Annotated in this window: 12 protein-coding genes and 1 tRNA gene; 3 read left to right on the forward strand and 10 right to left on the reverse strand. The window is 63.0% G+C overall.

Annotation, left to right across the window (positions count from 1 at the left end; all coding sequences use genetic code 11):
* Positions 1–30: 30 nt before the first annotated feature.
* Positions 31–1,455 (reverse strand): APC family permease, encoded by a 1,425-nt coding sequence (locus tag G7067_RS12735; protein WP_166325060.1) that lies wholly within the window; start codon positions 1,453–1,455, stop codon positions 31–33.
* 64 nt (positions 1,456–1,519) lie between these two features.
* A complete protein-coding gene (locus tag G7067_RS12740; RefSeq protein ID WP_166325063.1) occupies positions 1,520–2,617 on the reverse strand; it encodes an alcohol dehydrogenase catalytic domain-containing protein in 1,098 nt (365 codons plus the stop codon).
* Between the two features lie 156 nt (positions 2,618–2,773).
* Between G7067_RS12740 and G7067_RS12745 the strand changes: the two genes are divergently transcribed.
* Entirely contained in the window at positions 2,774–4,219 is a 1,446-nt protein-coding gene (locus G7067_RS12745; RefSeq protein ID WP_166325066.1) for a PucR family transcriptional regulator, read from the forward strand.
* Between the two features lie 203 nt (positions 4,220–4,422).
* Here G7067_RS12745 and G7067_RS12750 read toward each other — a convergent pair whose 3' ends face one another.
* A complete protein-coding gene (locus G7067_RS12750; RefSeq protein WP_166325069.1) occupies positions 4,423–5,721 on the reverse strand; it encodes an NAD(P)/FAD-dependent oxidoreductase in 1,299 nt (432 codons plus the stop codon).
* Positions 5,722–6,043: 322 nt separating this feature from the next.
* Here G7067_RS12750 and G7067_RS12755 point away from each other — a divergent pair, with 322 nt between their 5' ends.
* Positions 6,044–7,552: an alanine/glycine:cation symporter family protein gene (locus G7067_RS12755; protein WP_166325072.1), complete on the forward strand. Its 1,509-nt coding sequence runs from the start codon at positions 6,044–6,046 to the stop codon at positions 7,550–7,552.
* A 23-nt stretch (positions 7,553–7,575) separates the two neighbouring features.
* Here the strand turns inward: G7067_RS12755 and G7067_RS12760 are convergent, their stop codons facing one another.
* Positions 7,576–8,337 (reverse strand): LmeA family phospholipid-binding protein, encoded by a 762-nt coding sequence (locus G7067_RS12760; RefSeq protein WP_166325075.1) that lies wholly within the window; start codon positions 8,335–8,337, stop codon positions 7,576–7,578.
* Between the two features lie 30 nt (positions 8,338–8,367).
* Positions 8,368–10,050, reverse strand: a complete 1,683-nt coding sequence (gene argS, locus G7067_RS12765) for an arginine--tRNA ligase (protein WP_166325078.1) — start codon at positions 10,048–10,050, stop codon at positions 8,368–8,370.
* Positions 10,051–10,095: 45 nt separating this feature from the next.
* Between argS and G7067_RS12770 the strand changes: the two genes are divergently transcribed.
* Positions 10,096–10,168 (forward strand) — tRNA-Arg (locus tag G7067_RS12770).
* 179 nt (positions 10,169–10,347) lie between these two features.
* Here G7067_RS12770 and G7067_RS12775 read toward each other — a convergent pair.
* From G7067_RS12775 to G7067_RS12795, 5 genes are all read right to left on the reverse strand, one after another.
* The gene (locus G7067_RS12775) at positions 10,348–12,183 is read right to left on the reverse strand and encodes a YhgE/Pip family protein (protein ID WP_166325081.1); all 1,836 of its coding nucleotides are present in this window, start codon (positions 12,181–12,183) and stop codon (positions 10,348–10,350) included.
* Positions 12,180–12,845 carry a hypothetical protein gene (locus G7067_RS12780; RefSeq protein ID WP_205881148.1) on the reverse strand — a complete coding sequence of 222 codons (666 nt, stop codon included), beginning with the start codon at positions 12,843–12,845 and terminating at the stop codon, positions 12,180–12,182. The genes G7067_RS12775 and G7067_RS12780 overlap by 4 nt, the downstream gene beginning before the upstream one ends.
* A gap of 44 nt (positions 12,846–12,889) precedes the next feature.
* Positions 12,890–14,272, reverse strand: coding sequence for an MFS transporter (locus G7067_RS12785; RefSeq protein ID WP_166325084.1), 1,383 nt, complete (start codon positions 14,270–14,272; stop codon positions 12,890–12,892).
* A 117-nt stretch (positions 14,273–14,389) separates the two neighbouring features.
* Positions 14,390–14,782, reverse strand: a complete 393-nt coding sequence (locus tag G7067_RS12790) for a type II toxin-antitoxin system VapC family toxin (RefSeq protein ID WP_166325087.1) — start codon at positions 14,780–14,782, stop codon at positions 14,390–14,392.
* Positions 14,779–15,033, reverse strand: a complete 255-nt coding sequence (locus G7067_RS12795) for a type II toxin-antitoxin system Phd/YefM family antitoxin (protein ID WP_166325090.1) — start codon at positions 15,031–15,033, stop codon at positions 14,779–14,781. Before G7067_RS12795 ends, G7067_RS12790 begins: the two co-directional genes overlap by 4 nt.
* Positions 15,034–15,069: the final 36 nt, after the last annotated feature.

The raw sequence follows: 15,069 nt of genomic DNA on the forward strand, positions 1-15,069 counted from the left end.
TTTAGCGCGAGTCACATGCCGCAGCCGGCGCTACCCGATCCCCTCGAGCATCTTTGTATGAGTGTTCCCCACTTTTGTGAGCACCTCGGGCCTGTTGGCCTTGATCCACCAGAACCGCATAAACGCGAGCAGCAGCGTGGCCACGAACAGATACGGGATGATATTGATCGGGAACGCGGGCACCGGCCACACGTTCGCGAAGAACACATACCCCATGGCTGCTACAGCTACGACTGCACAGATCCAGATAAGAGCATTCTTCATGCCCTGACGCTTGGTGTAGATCACCCCAGCGACCGCTACGAGCGAATACGCGACCATATAGCCGTAGGTGCCGTAGGTATCAACCCACACCGTAATGTCCATCGGATGCGTGCCGATGAGCAGCAATAGAATATCGAGGATGATCGCTGCCGGTCCCGCAATCAACAGCACACGGTGCGGAGTGAGGTGAGTCTCGTGGGTCCGTCCAAAGCGCTCGGGCACGATCCCTTCCTTACCCATGACGTAAACGATACGTCCGACAACGTTGAGTGGCGCGACCACCACAGCAAAGAATGACGCGGCAACACCAAACACAAGAACGGGTGCAAACCACCCAGGCATGCCGATGCGTTCGTTGATTGCCTGCAGCGGGCTCGCGACCTCTCCGAGTTCGTCGCCGAGCACAGCGATCTGGGTGTAGGCGGCGAACACGTAGAGCACGCCGACCACCACAGCGCTCCACATGATGGCACGCGGGATAGCCGTGTGTGGATTCCGCGCTTCCCGGCCCAGGGCATCGGCGGAAGAAAACCCGACGAAGCCGAGAATGCCGAGCACCATGCCCGCCGCGACTCCTTGGAATGGTACGCCGTCAAACGAGAACTGCGCCGGGTCCCATGCATCAGGGCCGAGCCACACCAGGGCCGAAATGAGTACTACGAGAATAATGAAAACGGAAAGGAGTTCGAGAACCAGGGATACTCGCGCTGAGATTCGAATACCACGAATGGTAAAGAATGTTGCTAGCCCGCCGATGGCGACGGTTAACACGATCAACCACAGCGTGCCACTCGCTGGAATGCCAAAGATTTGCAGCAGATCTGAGGCATACGAGACGGCTCCTCCCAGCGATCCCGCGGCGATGCCCCATGATCCGATCAAGAGGGAGACTCCTGCGGCGAACGCGCCGGTGGGCCCGAGCCCCTTCGACACATAAGTGTACAGCGAGCCAGCGGAGGCGTGCTGGCGGGCGAACATCGAAACGATGTAGCCGACGCAGAGAATCACGATCGTGGCGAGCAGGAACGCCGACATGGTGCCGTTGCCTGCGCCGAGGAAAATTGCGGCTGCGGTGAATGCGATGACGGCGCTGGGTGCGATGCTCGCGATTGCCTGAGCGGCGAGCTCAGGGCCGGACATCACTCCTTCGCGCAGGCCAGCATCCGCCTTAGAATGAGTGGGTTGAGTCATGACATCTCTCCTATGAGTGACAGTGGATGAATGAGGTGGCGTGTCGAGAAAGCCAGTTCAACTCTCACGGGATCAGGAGGGTGCGCAGCACTCCCCCGGATTCAAGATCATCGAGCGCGTCGGCAGCTTCGTCGAGGGGACGACGACCCGAAATAAGGGGATCAAGCAGCAGTTGCCCATCCATGTAACGGTCTACGAGCGCGGGGATATCGATTGACGGGCGGACCGAGCCGTAGTTTGAACCGAGTATCCGCTGATCCGCTTCAGCGAGCACCAAAGGCTCGAACGACGCCTTTGCGCCCGTCGGCGGGAGTCCCACGATGACAGCAGCACCGCCGAGACCGAGCATCTGGATCGACTGCTCCGTCGTGGTGGTACGCCCGATCGCGTCAAAAGCGTAATCCACGCCGTCCGGGATCAGTTCGAATAACTGCTCTACAGCGTCCCGGTCGGAGGCGTCTATCCGATCAGTCGCTCCGAACTGCATCGCCATCAGTGTCTTCTCTGGCACGATATCGATCGCGACAATGCGCTCGGCACCCGCGAGCTTTGCACCCTGCACTACGTTTAGGCCCACACCGCCGCAACCGATCACGGCGACCGTCGCCCCGGGCTCAACCGCGGCAGTATTGAGGACAGCACCCACGCCCGTTGCGACTGCGCACCCGACAACCGCAATGACATCCAGCGGGGCATCGTCACGAACTTTGATTGCACCAGAGGCCGGAACGATGGTCTCCTCGGCGAACGAGGAGACCCCGAGATAGTGATGCAGGGTCTCTTCCCTCAGGCTCAGTCGTGAAGTCCCATCAAAGAGAACCCCTTTGGGAGCAACAACGGTCGCAACTTTCTGACAGCGCGCCTCATGCCCCTGCAGGCAATAACGGCATTCACCGCAAGGCGGAACCCAGCTCAGGACGACATGATCGCCGACGGCAAGAGAGGTCACGCCCTCGCCCAGTTCGGTGACCACCCCTGAGCCTTCGTGCCCCATCACCAGCGGTGCAGGGGCTTCCCATTCTCCACGCTTGACGTGCAGATCAGAATGGCACACGCCCGCAGCCGCAATCTTGACACGCACCTCGCCTGCGCGCGGACCTTCAAGTACAAGATCAGCGACTTCCGCTCGGGTACCCGGGTCTCGAAACACCACAGCCTTCATGGGGAACTCCTTTGTCTCTCGGTGTTGCGGCCCCGTTCACACCGGAGCCAGAAATGAATGACAACTGTGCAGATGCTACGGACCGAAAGACTGTTCTGTCATTGCGTCAATCGATGATTTTCTTCATCAAATATCACCACTTGGTACAATCTGTTCGTGTCAATTACCCTGCAAACCGTCATCCGCGCCATCGGTGGCGAGTGTCTGCCCCACCGCGTCACTGACCGCGCCCAGATTGATGGCGTCGCCGACATCGACACCTACGTGGTGATTGGTAACTCCGAATACGTCACCCTCGTGACCGGCACCGTCGACGCACTAAGCTCACGTCTCGGGCGGTCTCACCTATCAGGATCGCCTACAGATCCCCTCGCCGATGGCGTGTTCGTCACGGATCAAGATTCCCCTGAAGTGCGAAATCTCCTTGCCGCACATCGAATGACCGCGATCGTTGGCACGGATCTCGCAGGCACCGCTCTAAACGCAACACTGCGCGCGCTGGTCTCGGACGAACGTGCCGCTTCGGAGCGGCTCGTCGCCGCCGGAATGAACGTCCTCACGCAGGTCGCGCGCCGGGGCGGCCTTACGGCAGTCATCGCGGAACTCGCCCACCGAATTGATGGCTGGGTCGTGCTGCTCGACCCGCAGGGACACCTCGTCGCAAGTGCCGGCGCAGGCCGCCTCCATATAACCGATGCAGTGGCGGTCGCGCTCGGTCGCCCAGTCCGCGTTAGGCACGAAGGCCTACAGGTGCACCAAGTTGGGACGGACCAGGATCTCGCGGGACACCTCGTGATTGCGAGCCGATCCAGCTCGAGACGCCGACCACGCGATCTTGCAACACAGGCTGCGGCTCTTGTTGACCTCCTCCTGCGCACCCACGACCCGTCACTCACCGAACACCTCGGCCGCGAAGCGCTCCTCAATCGACTCCTCGCAGGCGGCGACGAAGCTCGGACGCTGCTGCGGCGTTGGGGAGTGCACGAGTCGCAGCTCACCGCGTTTGCCCTCGGTGCTCGCACCCGAACCATCGACCTCGAGCGAGTCCTCAGGCGCTGGCTTGACGACCTTGGCGCAGAGCACGTCTTCGCGTCACAACCTGGTCTCGTAAGCGGGTTTATCCGCGACGATCTAGTGCCCGAGCTGAGTGCCAAGGTCGAAGCTTTCGCTCCGATAGGCGGCAGTTGGATCGCTCTCGGTTTAGGTACCTCTACGAGCGTCGATGCACTCAAGCTGAGCGCTGTGCAAGCTCGCCAAGCACTGAACTCTGCGCTGGAAGAGGGGCATCGTCTTCTCAACTACGCGCGGCTCACGACGGTCGATTTGGTGCTAACAAAGCTGGCTCCGGCCCCCAGGGAACACCTCACCGCTGTCCTGGAACCGCTGCGCGACAGTTCTGGGAGACACGGTGATCTCACCCATACCCTCCGAGTGTTTCTCGCCGAGCACGGCGCGCACCGCGCGAGTGCTGAACGTCTAAAGATCCACCGCCAGACACTCCGTTCCAGAATCCAACGGATCGAGGAACTGACCGGTCTCTCAATGGAACACGCGGACGACCGCGCCACCGCGTGGCTTGCGCTGCGAGCGGCAGGGTTCTAGTCACCTGATCCGCGGGAGTAAGGCGCGCAATCGCTTGTCAGATACGCCGTCCAGAGGGCGGTGCCGAAACTCGCAGGGCAACACAAAGAGCACTGTTGGTGCCGCGCAAGAACCGCTGCACTGGCGAGCGGACCCGGATTGGCCCTGAAGCCGCGCGAAGGCGGGCTTCACCCGCGATCGAACGAGATAATTCTAGTGGCTCTTCAGCGCAGAGCTGGGAATATGAATTTGTGTGGCCTACCGCCTGATCGCAAACGGGCGCAGATCGAGCGGCCTCCCGCCGGCGGAGGGATCCCGCCCGCAATCAGGTCGGCGACGACCTCGCCCGTGACTGGCCCGAGCGAGAGCCCGTGCATGTTGTGGCCGGCAGCCACCAACACCTCTGGGCGGTTCGGGATCGCGCCCAGCAGCGGCATACCGTCGGCGGTCATGGGGCGCGCTCCGACCCATTCTTCGCTCAGGTTCTGCCAGTCAGCCCCAGCGATCACGCTGGAGGCGGCGCGAGTGAGCACCTCAAGCTTTTGGCGGTTCAGGCGTTCCGGGGGGCTCCCGAACTCCATCATGCCGACAATCCGAAGCCGCCCGTGCATCGGGATCGCTACGCAGTGTCGATCCATCGAGTGCACGAGTGTGTTTGGCATGCGTTCCACGGGGACGGTGAAGCTGTACCCCTTCCCGGCGACGACGGCGGCAGAGCGGATGCTCGATTTACGCAGGATAGGCGTGGTCCACGCCCCGGCGGCGAGCACGAGGCGATCGCCACTGATCGTCGTGCTGGTGCCGTCGATGGCACGGCACACGATGCTCGCACCGTCACCAAGGCGTTCGGCGGTAAGCCCCTCGCGGATCTCTGCACCGTTGGCGGTGATGTGCGCGATGAGGCTGGCAACGAAGGTGACGGGATCAAGCGAGAATTCGCCGGGCAGCATGAACCCGCCCGTGACCCCTCCGGCGAGCGCCGGCTCGTGCTCGGCGAGCTGTGTGCCGCGAAGGATCGGGCCAGGCCCCTCCCCCCAGCCGCGATCTGCGCGTGTGCGGTAAGCCGCGTGGGCCGCCTGTAGATCCGGCTCCACCGAGCTGGTCATCAAGTAGCCGTCACCGCCACCGGAGATATCGATGCCGTCAGCAGCCATACGCTGCAGCGCCGGCAGGATCCCACCCGAGAACTGGGCGAGCGCGGCTGCTCCCTTCGCCGCCCGCTTGGCGCCGGATGCCCGAAGGAATCCGAGGCCGAAGAGCGCGAGGCGGGGCAATTGCAACGGCTCAATTGAAAGGTAGGACGACCTGGTGAAGACGCCGTTGATGATGTCTTTCGCTGTATTCGAGGAGGCGAGAGGCGCTACCTGCTGCGGCGTCAGCTCACCGGCGTTACCTGTTGCCGCGCCCCCGCCGAGCCGATCCCGGTCAATAATCGTGACGCGGTGCCCCTCGCGAAGCAGCGCATACGCGGTACTGAGACCGATCAGGCCGCCACCGACGACGACGACATGCTGAGCCTTCATCTCTGTGTGCCCTCCTTTGGGCCGTTGGGAGTTCGACCCTGCCACCGGCTGCGCGAGCGGAGAGCCTGAGGATCGCGTTGACAACACTTCTAACGTAGCGCCTTTCGGGTCGGATGCACCCCTCTGCTCGATGACCTTCCCAGCACCCGTGGCTGAGGCCAGGTCTTTCGCCAGCCCAAACGCGGCAGTGGCAATACTTGTCGCGGCTTCGAGAAACTGGTTATGCTAGCTAAATATTCAACAAGTGAAAGCCAGCTAAGCCTGGAGGAACGCCAATCCACTTTCACTACGCTGCAACACCTCGCACAAAGGAGTGCTCGACATGCAGAATCTCCAAGAATTTCTCGACTGGCTCAGCGGAATCATTTGGGGGCCGTTTGTACTGATCCCGCTGCTGTTCTTGACCGGACTGTATTTGACCTTCAGGCTTGGCGGACTGCAGTTTGTGCGGCTCGGGGCAGCGCTCAACCTGGGGATTCTGCGGCGTCGCGACCCGGGCTCGAAGGGTGACATCAGCCAGTTCCAAGCGTTGACAACCGCGCTTGCCGCGACCGTCGGCACCGGCAATATCGTGGGTGTCGCCACCGCGATCAGCATTGGTGGACCGGGAGCGCTGTTTTGGATGTGGGTGACCGGACTCTTGGGGATGGCTTCGAAGTATGCTGAAGCCTTTTTGGGAGTGCGTTACCGCACCGTCGATTCTGCGGGTGAGCGCAACGGCGGACCGCAGTACTATCTAGAGCGCGGCATTCGCGGCCCGGTGGGCAAGGTGCTGGGGTGGTCGTTCACAATCTTCGCGGTGCTCGCGAGCTTCGGGATCGGCAATATGACCCAGGCCAACTCGATTGCGGCGAACGTGGAGAACAGTTTTCACCTGCCCGTGTGGGTGACGGGCGTGCTGCTGACCGTCTTCACCGGTATCGTCCTGGTCGGCGGGATCAAGTCGATCGGCAAGGTGACCGCGGGCTTTGTGCCGATCATGATCGTGTTTTACGTGGCGGCGGCACTGTTCATCCTGTTCGTGAACATCGGCCAGGTGCCTGCGGCGTTTGGGCAAATCTTCCACGACGCGTTCACCGGCACGGCCGCGGTGGGCGGCTTCGCGGGGTCGCTGATGATTATCGCGGTGCAGTTCGGTTTTGCGCGCGGCATCTTCTCGAACGAGTCGGGCATGGGATCGGCGGCTATCGCCGCGGCGGCCGCGCAGACGAGCCACCCGGTGCGGCAGGGGCTCGTGTCGATGACGCAGACCTTCATTGACACGATTATCGTGGTCTCGATGACCGGTCTGGTGATCGTCACGACCGGCACCTGGAAGAGCGTCGATCCGGAGACCGGAGAGCAGATGTCTGCCGCGCTCATGACCGGCGAAGCCTTCTCGAACGGGCTTCCCGGTCAGTGGGGGCACTGGGTCGTGACGATCGGCCTCGTGATGTTCGCATTCTCGACCATCCTCGGTTGGTCATACTACGGCGAGCGCAGCCTCGCGCGAATCTTTGGTCGCCGATCGGTGATGCCGTTCCGCATCTTGTTCTCACTGGTCGTGTTCGTGGGCGCGACGACCCAGTTGAGCGTCGTGTGGTCGTTCTCGGACGTGATGAACGGGCTGATGGCGATCCCGAACCTGATCGGCTTGCTGATTCTGTCGGGCCTGATCGCGCGCGAAACCCGCGCCTATCTGAAGTTTGATCCCAAGCTGCGTGCGAGCGATGCGGAGGTGCGTGAGGCACTGCGTGACGATCCGGGCTATCGCGAGTGGCAAGCGCTCGAGGATGAGGGCTCGCGCGACAGCGCTGCGCCCGCGCAGCCCTCAACGACCGAACGCGAGTGAGAGTCTGCGGCGGGTTTCTTGCCTCAGCCGCAGCTCCCCATCGCCTGTTGTTTGGGATCGGAGAGAATCCCGGGGCTTAGGTCTGCGCGGATCGTGACGGATCCCGTGCTGGAGAAATGGATGTCTTTCAACGTGACTCCTGCGGGCAACTGATCCTGAACACACACCGTTTGCGGCTTCAGGACCGGATCCAGAAGCGAACCGGTCGCCGCGCTAATCTGCTCGGCCGTCAGATCAAAGCCTGCTACTTTCACCTCGAGCGGCTCGATCTTGATTGCGCCATCCACGACAGAGACGCCAAGGGTGGCCGCCAGATCGACGGACTGACCGAACATCTCGACCGAACGTCCGGCAACAAAATTGCCGCCCCGCACCTCCCCGGTCTGCGCGATCCCCGAGGTCAGAAGGTTGACGACGGCCCCCAGCTGCTCCTTCGGGACCACCAGGTCAACGCTCGCATCGCGGATCTCGCCCGAGAGGGGGTTGAACGGGACGGATCCCGCACGCAACGACGCATCGGTTTCAATTCCGTCGAGCAGGGGCACATTCGGCACCGCAATCGTGACGTCGCCAACGCTCCCCTGCAGTGCGTACAGCAGCGCCGATCCACCGAGAGAAACATCGACCGGATGGTCATCGCTCAGCTTCAGCTGGCTGCGCACCGCTCCCTCGACCACGCCGGGGATAATCAACCGCAGCGCAATCTCGGCGGCACCCGCGAGCACCCCAATAATCGCCACCACCCAGATTAGGCGGAGCCACCAGCGAGGCTTCCGTTTAGTCATTGCGTTTCTCTCCCGTGCTTGCGTTGGTGACTACAGTCGCTCAGGCGCTGAGACTCCGAGCAGGTCCAGGCCGTTGCGGAGCACCTGTCCAGCGGCATCATTCAGCCACAGGCGGGTGCGGTGCAGATCCTCCACCGGGGCATCCCCGAGCGGGATCACCCGGCAGTTGTCGTACCAACGGTGATACGAGGCTGCGAGTTCTTCGAGGAAGCGTGCGATGCGATGCGGCTCACGCAGCTCAGCGGCGCCCGCAACGATGCCCGGGTACTGCTGCAGCTTCCCGAGCATCTCAGTCTCTGTTTCGTGAGTGAGCAGCTCAGGTACGAACACCGAACGGTCGACGCCTGCGGCTTCAGCGTTACGATCGACAGCGCAGGTGCGCGCGTGAGCGTACTGCACGTAGAACACCGGGTTGTCGTTGGAGCGACTGCGCACCTTCTCACCGTCGAGGGCAAGCGGGGAATCAGCGGGGTAGCGAGCCAGCCAGTAGCGCAGCGCGTCGCTGCCGAGCCACTCAAGCAGGTCGTTAAGCTCGATGATGTTGCCGGCACGCTTCGAGAGCTTGGCTCCGTTGAGGTTCACGAGCTGCCCGATGAGAACCGAGATGTCCTTCTCCGTGTCGTCGCCTGCGGCCCCCGCGATCGCGGTGAGGCGCCCAATGTAGCCGTGATGATCGGCTCCGAGGAGATAGATCTTCTCGCCGAAGCCGCGATCCTTCTTGGAGAGGTAGTAGGCGGCATCGGCGGCGAAGTAGGTGTAGATGCCGTTGCCGCGGGTGAAGACGCGATCCTTGTCGTCTCCGAAGTCAGTAGTGCGCACCCAGATCGCGCCGTCTTCTTCGTAGACATGCCCCTGCTCGCGCAGGCGATCCACCGCGGCGGCAATGGGGCTCAGCCCACCGTTCGCTCCCGGGGCATGAAGCGTGCGTTCGGAAAAGTAGACATCGAAGTGCACGTTGAAGCGTTCGAGGGAATCCTTGATCTCCGCGAGCTGCAGCGCGTAGCCGAGCTCCTGCGCCTGCTCAAGTGCCGCGGCGCGATCCTGCTGGGCAATCTCAGGCAGATTCGGGATCTGCTCACGAATCTGGCGACCGAGCTCCTGCACGTAGGCACCCGGGTAGGCGTCTTCGGGGGCGGGCTCGCCGAGGGCTGCCGCGAGCACGGATCGGCCGAACTTCTCCATCTGCGCACCGGCGTCGTTGATGTAGTACTCGCTCGTCACCTTCGCGCCAGCCGCGCGGAGCACCCGGGCGGTCGAATCACCGAGCGCCGCCCAGCGGGTGTGCCCCATGTGCAGGGGGCCCGTGGGATTTGCGGAGACGAACTCGAGGTTGATGTTTTGGCCCGCGAGCGTGTCGCTACGGCCGTAATTCTCCCCCTGCTCAACCACGCGGCGCGCAGTTTCGCCGGCGCTCGCCGCGTCGAGGGTGATATTGATGAAGCCGGGGCCAGCAACGTCGGCCGTTGCGACGCCCTCAATCTCGGCCGCGCGAGCGGCGATATCAGTGGCCAGATCGCGCGGGTTCAGGCCGAGGCGCTTCGCAAACTTCATGGCAGCATTGGAGGCCCAATCACCGTGCTCGCGGTTCCGCGGTCGCTCAACGGCGGTGTCCGCTTCGGTGGCGACGATCTCTTGGGCAGCGTCATCACCGCGCGCGGCAATGATGTCGTTGAGAATCTGGGCGAGGGCATGGGCGAGTTCTTGTGGCGTCACAACAACTCAGTCTACTTGCGCTAGGCTGGACGGGTTGCATTGCTCGCCTCCGTAGCTCAGGGGATAGAGCGCCGGTTTCCGGTACCGTAGGTCGGGGGTTCGAATCCCTCCGGGGGCACTGTAATAAAAGAGGTCTTGACCGGGTGTTTACCACTCGGTCAAGACCTCTTTGCGTGGCGCGCGGGACGGCCGTGTGCTGAGCGCCCACCAAACCGGTGAGCGCCCACGGGACCCGCGAGTGGTTTTCGTGGGCGCTCGCCGGTTTGGTGGGCAGTCACCCGCGGGGATCCTGCACCCCTACACAATGACGCTCGGTTGCAGATCCTTGAGTGTGCGGAAGCGGGTCATGCGGGTCACACCGATTGCAGCGAGCAGACCCGCAATCACCAGCCAGCACAGCAGCACGCCGAGATCCGTCCACACGCGATCCAGGTTGCCGCCGTACATCACCTGCCGCATCGCGTCCACGACGTAGCTCATGGGCAACACATGGTGCAGCGCCGCGAGCGGGGCCGGCAGCGTCTGCCAGGGGAAGGTGCCGCCCGCGGTCACCAGCTGCACCACCATCAGTACGAGCCCGGCGAACTGGCCGACGGCACCCCACCACACATTCAGGGCGAGAATGATCGCGGTGTAGGTCATCGAGGCAAAGATCAATATCCCCAGCGTCGCGAGGGGGTTGGCAAACTCAAATCCCAGGGCAAACGACAACACGAGGAACAGCCCCACCATCTGCACCGCACCCAGCATCGCCGGCGTCCCCCACCCGGCAAGCGTCACCCGCAGCGGGGATCTGAGCGCCGTCACCGCACGCTTGGAGATCGGCTTGACAATCAAGAACAGCGCGTAGATCCCGATCCAGGCGGCGAGCGCCGCGAAGAATGGCGCAAGGCCCGCGCCGTAGTTTTGGGCCGACGTGAGTGCGTCGGTCTTGATCCGCACGGGATCACCCAGGATCTTCGCCTGCTCCGCACGGGTTGCCGCATCAAAATTCGGGATCTGAGCTACCCCGTCGACCAAACCAGTTTCGAGTGTCTCAGAACCCGCAACGAGTTGGCCGAGCCCGTCCTTCAACTGTGTAGCCCCCTCGCTTAACTCGGTAGTTCCAGTGGCCACGGTCGCAGCGCCCGTGGCCAGCGCACCAGCCCCCGTAGACACTTGCTGTGCTCCCGCGTTCAAACGGTCGATCTCGCCCACGGCCCCCTGCACTCGAGTATTCAGGTCAGCAACAACGGTGCCGACGGGATCCAGGCGAGCCAGCACCTCGTCAATCTTTGCCTGCTCGAGTCCCGCGTCCGCGAGGGACGCCGCAATATCGGCACGGAGCTGCGGTTGCGCCGCAAGCAGATCTGCGGACACCGTACCCGCAGCGTCAGCGATTGCGGCCAGCTGCCCCGCACCGGCCGCGACCTGGCCCGCCCCCTCGGAGAGCGACGCGGCACCGTCTCGCACCTGCGCAGTGCCCTCCACCAGCGCGGTGGCTCCCGTCGAGAGTGTGGTGGCGCCGTCGTTTGCGGCGCCAAGCCCGGTCGTGAGTTCTCCAGCCCCATCGGCGGCTTCGCTGAGTGAACCGCGGATTGTGTTGAGCCCGTCAAGCATCGCGAGCCCGGCCTCACTCACCACCTGCTGCGTGATTGTCTTGCCGATGCGCTCCACCGCCTGTGATCCGATGGTGGAGGCGAGATAGTTGTTGGCGTCGTTCGTGCGCAGTTCGATGCCAGCCGGGTGCGGATCCGCCGAACTGATCGACCCGATTGCCTCCGAGAAGCCGCTGCCGAGGGTGATCGAGAAGTCCCACCTGCCATCGTTGAGCCCTGCCGCGGCTTCTTTCGCGTCGACCTCTGACCAGTCGAAGGTGTCGCTGGCGAGTAGCTTCTTGGCGACCTCCTGGCCCAGATTCCGCTCGGTGCCGTTCACCTCCGCGCCCTGATCCTCGACAACAAGCGCAACGGGTACTTCGCTCAGCCGCTGATAGGGATCCTGGTTCGCCCAGAGATACAGCCCGCCGTAGAGAATCGGCACACACAGCAGGGCCGCGAGCGCGAGCAGCGCCATCTTGGAGGAGACGAGGCGGCGCAGTTCGGCGAGGATCATCTGCGGAACCTTGAACCGGGGTACCTGAGTTCGAGTCATGAGGCGGCCTCCTCCGTTTCCGTGTGCTCCGCGCGGGATCCCACCCCCGCTTGTAGCCGGGCCTGCGGATGGATCAGCGGTCGCAACACCGACTCTGAGGCCCGCCCAGCAATCACCAGCACCGCGTACCCTCGCTCCGCAAACTCGCGCGCAATCGCCCACCACACCTCCGGTTCACCGCCGTGACGATCGGGTGAGACAAGTACAAAACCTTCGATGCCCCGCCTCAACACCGCGAGTTCGCAGAGCATGCGAATGCGGGTGGCCGGCGCTACATTCGCCATTTGGGTGGTGGCGAGATGGCGGAGATCCAGTTTCTCCAACCAGCGACGTGCCGCGATGGGGTCGGCCCGCAAACCGGCGAACATCAGCTCTTCCTCAACGAATCCGATCACGAGCACATTGGGTTCGGGATCGCACACCTCTGGCGCGTCAAGAAGTGCGACGCGGCGGCGCAGATCCCGAGCATTTGCCTCGCCGTCGATCAGTACCTCGCCCACATCGGGACGCATCCGGCCGCTCGCGATCAACCCCAGAAGGCTCGGACGCTGCTCGGTCTCCACGCACGCAAGCGTCGCAGTGCCCGTTTCATACGCTGTTGACGTCACCGGCAGCGCGCGTTGCTTTGGGCCTTTGGCGACCCCTGAGATTTCCACCTTCATAGCGACACTCTAGACCGTGCCACGGGTAGCGCGTGGGCAGTCAGCTAACGATCGTCAAGCGTTTCGCCACGCCGATCCACGAGCCCCCACGTCGCCGCGGCTGCGACAACAAAAAACACCGCAAAAACAGCGAAGGCGAGCCCGGATCCGCCGGCGAGCAGCAGCACCGGCACCAGCAGCGGCGCGATGATTGAGGCGATGCGCCCCACCCCCGCCGCCCAGCCAGCGCCCGTCGCGCGCAGCGAGGTCGGATAGATCTCCGGGGTCACCGCGTACAGTGCTCCCCACGCCCCCAGGTTGAAGAAGGAGAGTGCCATGCCCGAGGCGATGATCGCCCACTCGGCGTGCACGGTGCCGAATACTGTTGCCGAGACCGCCGATCCAACCAGGAACACCGAAAGCGTCAGCCGCCTCCCCCACACCTCGATCAGCCAGGCCGCGACCGCGTAGCCGGGAAGCTGAGCGAGCGTAATGATGAGCGTGAACGCGAATGATCGCACCAGGCTGAACCCGGCATCGACGAGGATGCTCGGGATCCAAATGAACGCGCCGTAGTAGGCGAAGTTGACGCAGAACCAGACGAGCCAGATCGACAGTGTTCGCCCCCGGAACTCACGCGACCAGAGCGCCGCGACCCGTCCTCCCGCCGATCGTGCGACCGGCGAGGGGGCGGGATCCTGAACCAGATCGCCACCGGGATCCTGAGCCTGCCGTGCCTTCCCGGCCTGCGCTTCGAACGTCTCAACGATCCGCTCGGCCTCGGCGACACGACCGCGGCCAGCCAGCCAGCGCGGCGATTCTGGCAATCCCCAACGCACCGCAAACGCATACAGCGCAGGAATGGCGCCGATCGCGAATGCCCACCGCCAACCATGTTCAGACGCCGGCACCACGAAGTAGCCGATCAGCGCGGAAGCCGTCCAACCGACGGCCCAGAAGGCTTCGAGGATCACGATCAAGCGGCCGCGGATCCTGGCCGGGGCGAACTCGCTCACATAGGTGGAGGCGACGGGCAACTCGGCTCCGAGCCCGAGACCCACAAAGAAGCGCAGTACCATCAGCACCGCGATCCCTCCGGCGAGCGCACTCGCCCCGGTCGCGAGGCCGTAGATGAGCAGCGTGATCGCGAACACCTGGCGTCGCCCGATCCGGTCTGCAATCAGTCCGCCCAGGCTTGCACCGATCGCCATGCCAACGAAACCGATCGAAGCGATCAGCCCACTCTCGCCCATGCTGAGACCCCACTGCTGAGTCAGCGCGGCGATGATGAACGAGAAGAGACCGACGTCCATCGCGTCGAGCGCCCAGCCGATGCCCGAGCCGGTGAGCACGCGACCGTGTTTCCGGGTGAAGGGCAGCGCGTCAAGGCGCTGGGCGATGCTGCGCCTGGCATCAGTGCGCCGTGTGCCGGTCTCAGTTTCAGTCATGGATTCATGGTAGGGGCAGGAACCCTCTCTTGCTCGGCATTTGCGGGTCACAGAGATGCACTAAACCCGCCGAGTAGTGCACTTCTGTGACCCGCGAAGCTGAGGAGTGGGGATCTACTACGCAGCTCCGATAATGTCGACGGCCAATCCGTTGCTGGCGGCGACAAGGCGCTTGTCATTCGTCCAGAGCTCTCGGCATCTTGAACGTTGCGCAGTCGCGAGGTGTAGTGCGTCCGGAGTTTTCATGCCGTGATGCGCACGCAATTCAGCCGCTTGCACATAGATGTCAACTCCAAGTGGAACCTTTCGTAGCCGCCGGTAGGCCTCAAAGTACCTTTCTCGCAGTTCAATTCGCTTGTCTTTCAAGGGGCCGACCAGACACTCATGCAGCACCAGCGGACTCACCAAGAGCGTTTCTTCGGCAGTGGAAAGCTTGGCTCGCACGCGGTCTCCTCGCTCACTGCCGTCTTCAATGGCGTAGATCAGGATGCAACTGTCGAGGAAGATCATTCCCAAGCGTCCCTAGACTCAAGGATCTGCACGTCGATCGCCTCGGATGGTCGACCTAGCCTCTGAGGCAGCGGGTTCTCTTCAAGCCAGGCAGCAAAACTCACCCCGGTAGCATCTGAACCACCATCGATCGAGACAAGCTTGGCAACAGGCTCGCCTCGATTAGCGATCACAACCTCGTCGCCAGCTCTAGCCTCCGCAAGCAGTCTGGAAAGACTGTTGCGGGCTTCAAAGACGCTGTAGGTCGACATGTACCAATGTTAGCCAGGTTTCTAGCCATAAGCCAG

Origin of the sequence: Leucobacter insecticola, assembly GCF_011382965.1 — a bacterium.
Classification (GTDB): domain Bacteria; phylum Actinomycetota; class Actinomycetes; order Actinomycetales; family Microbacteriaceae; genus Leucobacter; species Leucobacter insecticola.

Coding starts and splice junctions, on each gene's coding strand:
- G7067_RS12735 (WP_166325060.1), bottom strand. CDS start 1,455: ATGACTCAACCCACTCATTCTAAGGCGGATGCTGGCCTGCGCGAAGGA.
- G7067_RS12740 (WP_166325063.1), bottom strand. CDS start 2,617: ATGAAGGCTGTGGTGTTTCGAGACCCGGGTACCCGAGCGGAAGTCGCT.
- G7067_RS12750 (WP_166325069.1), bottom strand. CDS start 5,721: ATGAAGGCTCAGCATGTCGTCGTCGTCGGTGGCGGCCTGATCGGTCTC.
- G7067_RS12755 (WP_166325072.1), top strand. CDS start 6,044: ATGCAGAATCTCCAAGAATTTCTCGACTGGCTCAGCGGAATCATTTGG.
- G7067_RS12760 (WP_166325075.1), bottom strand. CDS start 8,337: ATGACTAAACGGAAGCCTCGCTGGTGGCTCCGCCTAATCTGGGTGGTG.
- G7067_RS12775 (WP_166325081.1), bottom strand. CDS start 12,183: ATGACTCGAACTCAGGTACCCCGGTTCAAGGTTCCGCAGATGATCCTC.
- G7067_RS12780 (WP_205881148.1), bottom strand. CDS start 12,845: ATGAAGGTGGAAATCTCAGGGGTCGCCAAAGGCCCAAAGCAACGCGCG.
- G7067_RS12785 (WP_166325084.1), bottom strand. CDS start 14,272: ATGACTGAAACTGAGACCGGCACACGGCGCACTGATGCCAGGCGCAGC.
- G7067_RS12790 (WP_166325087.1), bottom strand. CDS start 14,782: ATGATCTTCCTCGACAGTTGCATCCTGATCTACGCCATTGAAGACGGC.
- G7067_RS12795 (WP_166325090.1), bottom strand. CDS start 15,033: ATGTCGACCTACAGCGTCTTTGAAGCCCGCAACAGTCTTTCCAGACTG.